The 1,467-nt window shown below is 69.4% G+C and carries 1 pseudogene; it reads right to left on the reverse strand.

Going from position 1 to position 1,467, the window contains the following annotated elements:
* Positions 1–143 precede the first annotated feature (143 nt).
* A pseudogene (locus MOJ79_RS18815) lies at positions 144–1,467 on the reverse strand (tape measure protein); the annotation flags it as partial.

The raw sequence follows: 1,467 nt of genomic DNA on the forward strand, positions 1-1,467 counted from the left end.
CCACCGACGTGTCGTAGCGCAGGATCGTCCAGCCCTCGGCCAGGCACACGTCGCGGATCTTCTCGAGCATCTTGTAGTGCGCGAGCATGTCGGCGTTGTCCACGAAGCCGATATAAGCGGTCATTTGATGTCGCCCGAGTCGATCACATCAGGATCTGCCTGACGGCGCCGGCGTTGCGCGAGAGGACGTTGAGCACTACACGCTCGCCGGCGCTGGAGTTGAGATAGTCCGCGGCCATCGCTGGGTCGATGACGTTGACGATGCGCACGGCGCTGCTGCCGCCGTCCCGAGCTGGCACTTGGGGCACCACGCCGCCGGCGGCAAATGCCAGCCGTGCGCCAGACCATGTAGGCGGCACGCGCAGCCCGTTGATCGCGTCGAGGAAGGCCACGCCGAAGCGCCGCACGGCTTCGGCGCGCACGACGTACTCGCCCGCCGACAGGCGCGCCGGGATCGAGTCTGAGGTCGACGTGCCGGGGCCACTCACATAGCCGCCCGATGCGAAACCGATCGCCTTCAGCCCGGACGACACCAGCGCGGCGAGGTCGAAGCCGCCCTTGCCGCCGCCGAACAGCACCTCGGCGAGCTTCTGTGCCGCGATGCGGTTGATGGCCGCGATCACCGAGCGCGCGAAGTCGAGGAAGGCATCCCTGGCGGTCTTGGCGCCAGCGCCGATCTGCTCGAACATGGCGGCGAAGGCATCCTGCACCTGGCCGGCGATCTTCGTGCCGAGGTTCTCGACCACCGGCTGCGTCTTGAGGATCTCGGCGCGCAGCGCCTGCATGCGCCTGGAGACTTCGTCGGGCGGGAACAGCCGCTGCATCGCCGCCTCGAGTGCCGGCAGCAGCTGCTCCATGGCCTCCTTCGCCTCGGCGGCGGCTTGCGTGATGCGCTGCTGCGCCTGGGCCTGGGTCAGCACGCCGGCGTCGCGCATCACGTTGGCGTTGTCCTGCGCCTGGCGCATGGCGTCGAGCGCCTGACGCCACCGTGCCTGCAGCGCGTCGAGGTTGCGGCTGGCGGACTCGACGTCGATCAGCCTGTCGATGAGGCTGCTGTCCTGGCCTTCGGCGGCCAGCCGCGCCTTGAGGTCGCGGTAGGAGCGCTCGATGGCGGCACGCCGGTCGGCGTCGGTTTCGGTGCCGGTGATCTGCGCGAGCTTCAGGCGCGCGTCTTCCAGCGCGTCGGCCAGTTCGCGCTCTGCGCGCGCCGCCTCGCGGGCGTTGGCGCGCTCGACGTCGGCGCGCCTGTTGTTGAGCACGATCAGCTCGGCCTCGATGCGCTGCACCTCACCGCGTGCGCGGATGCGCTCGGACTCGGAGCTCTTCGGGTCGCGCGTGATCACATTCTGTGCGACAAGCAGCTGCCGCTGGCGTGCGATCTCGGCGTCGATGCCCTGCTGTTCGAGCGCCGTCTTGCGCGCGTAGTACTCGCCCACGGACACCAGCCGGTCTTGCAGGCTGGCCTCG

Source organism: Calidifontimicrobium sp. SYSU G02091, from assembly GCF_022631395.1.
GTDB classification, from domain to species: domain Bacteria; phylum Pseudomonadota; class Gammaproteobacteria; order Burkholderiales; family Burkholderiaceae_C; genus Calidifontimicrobium; species Calidifontimicrobium sediminis.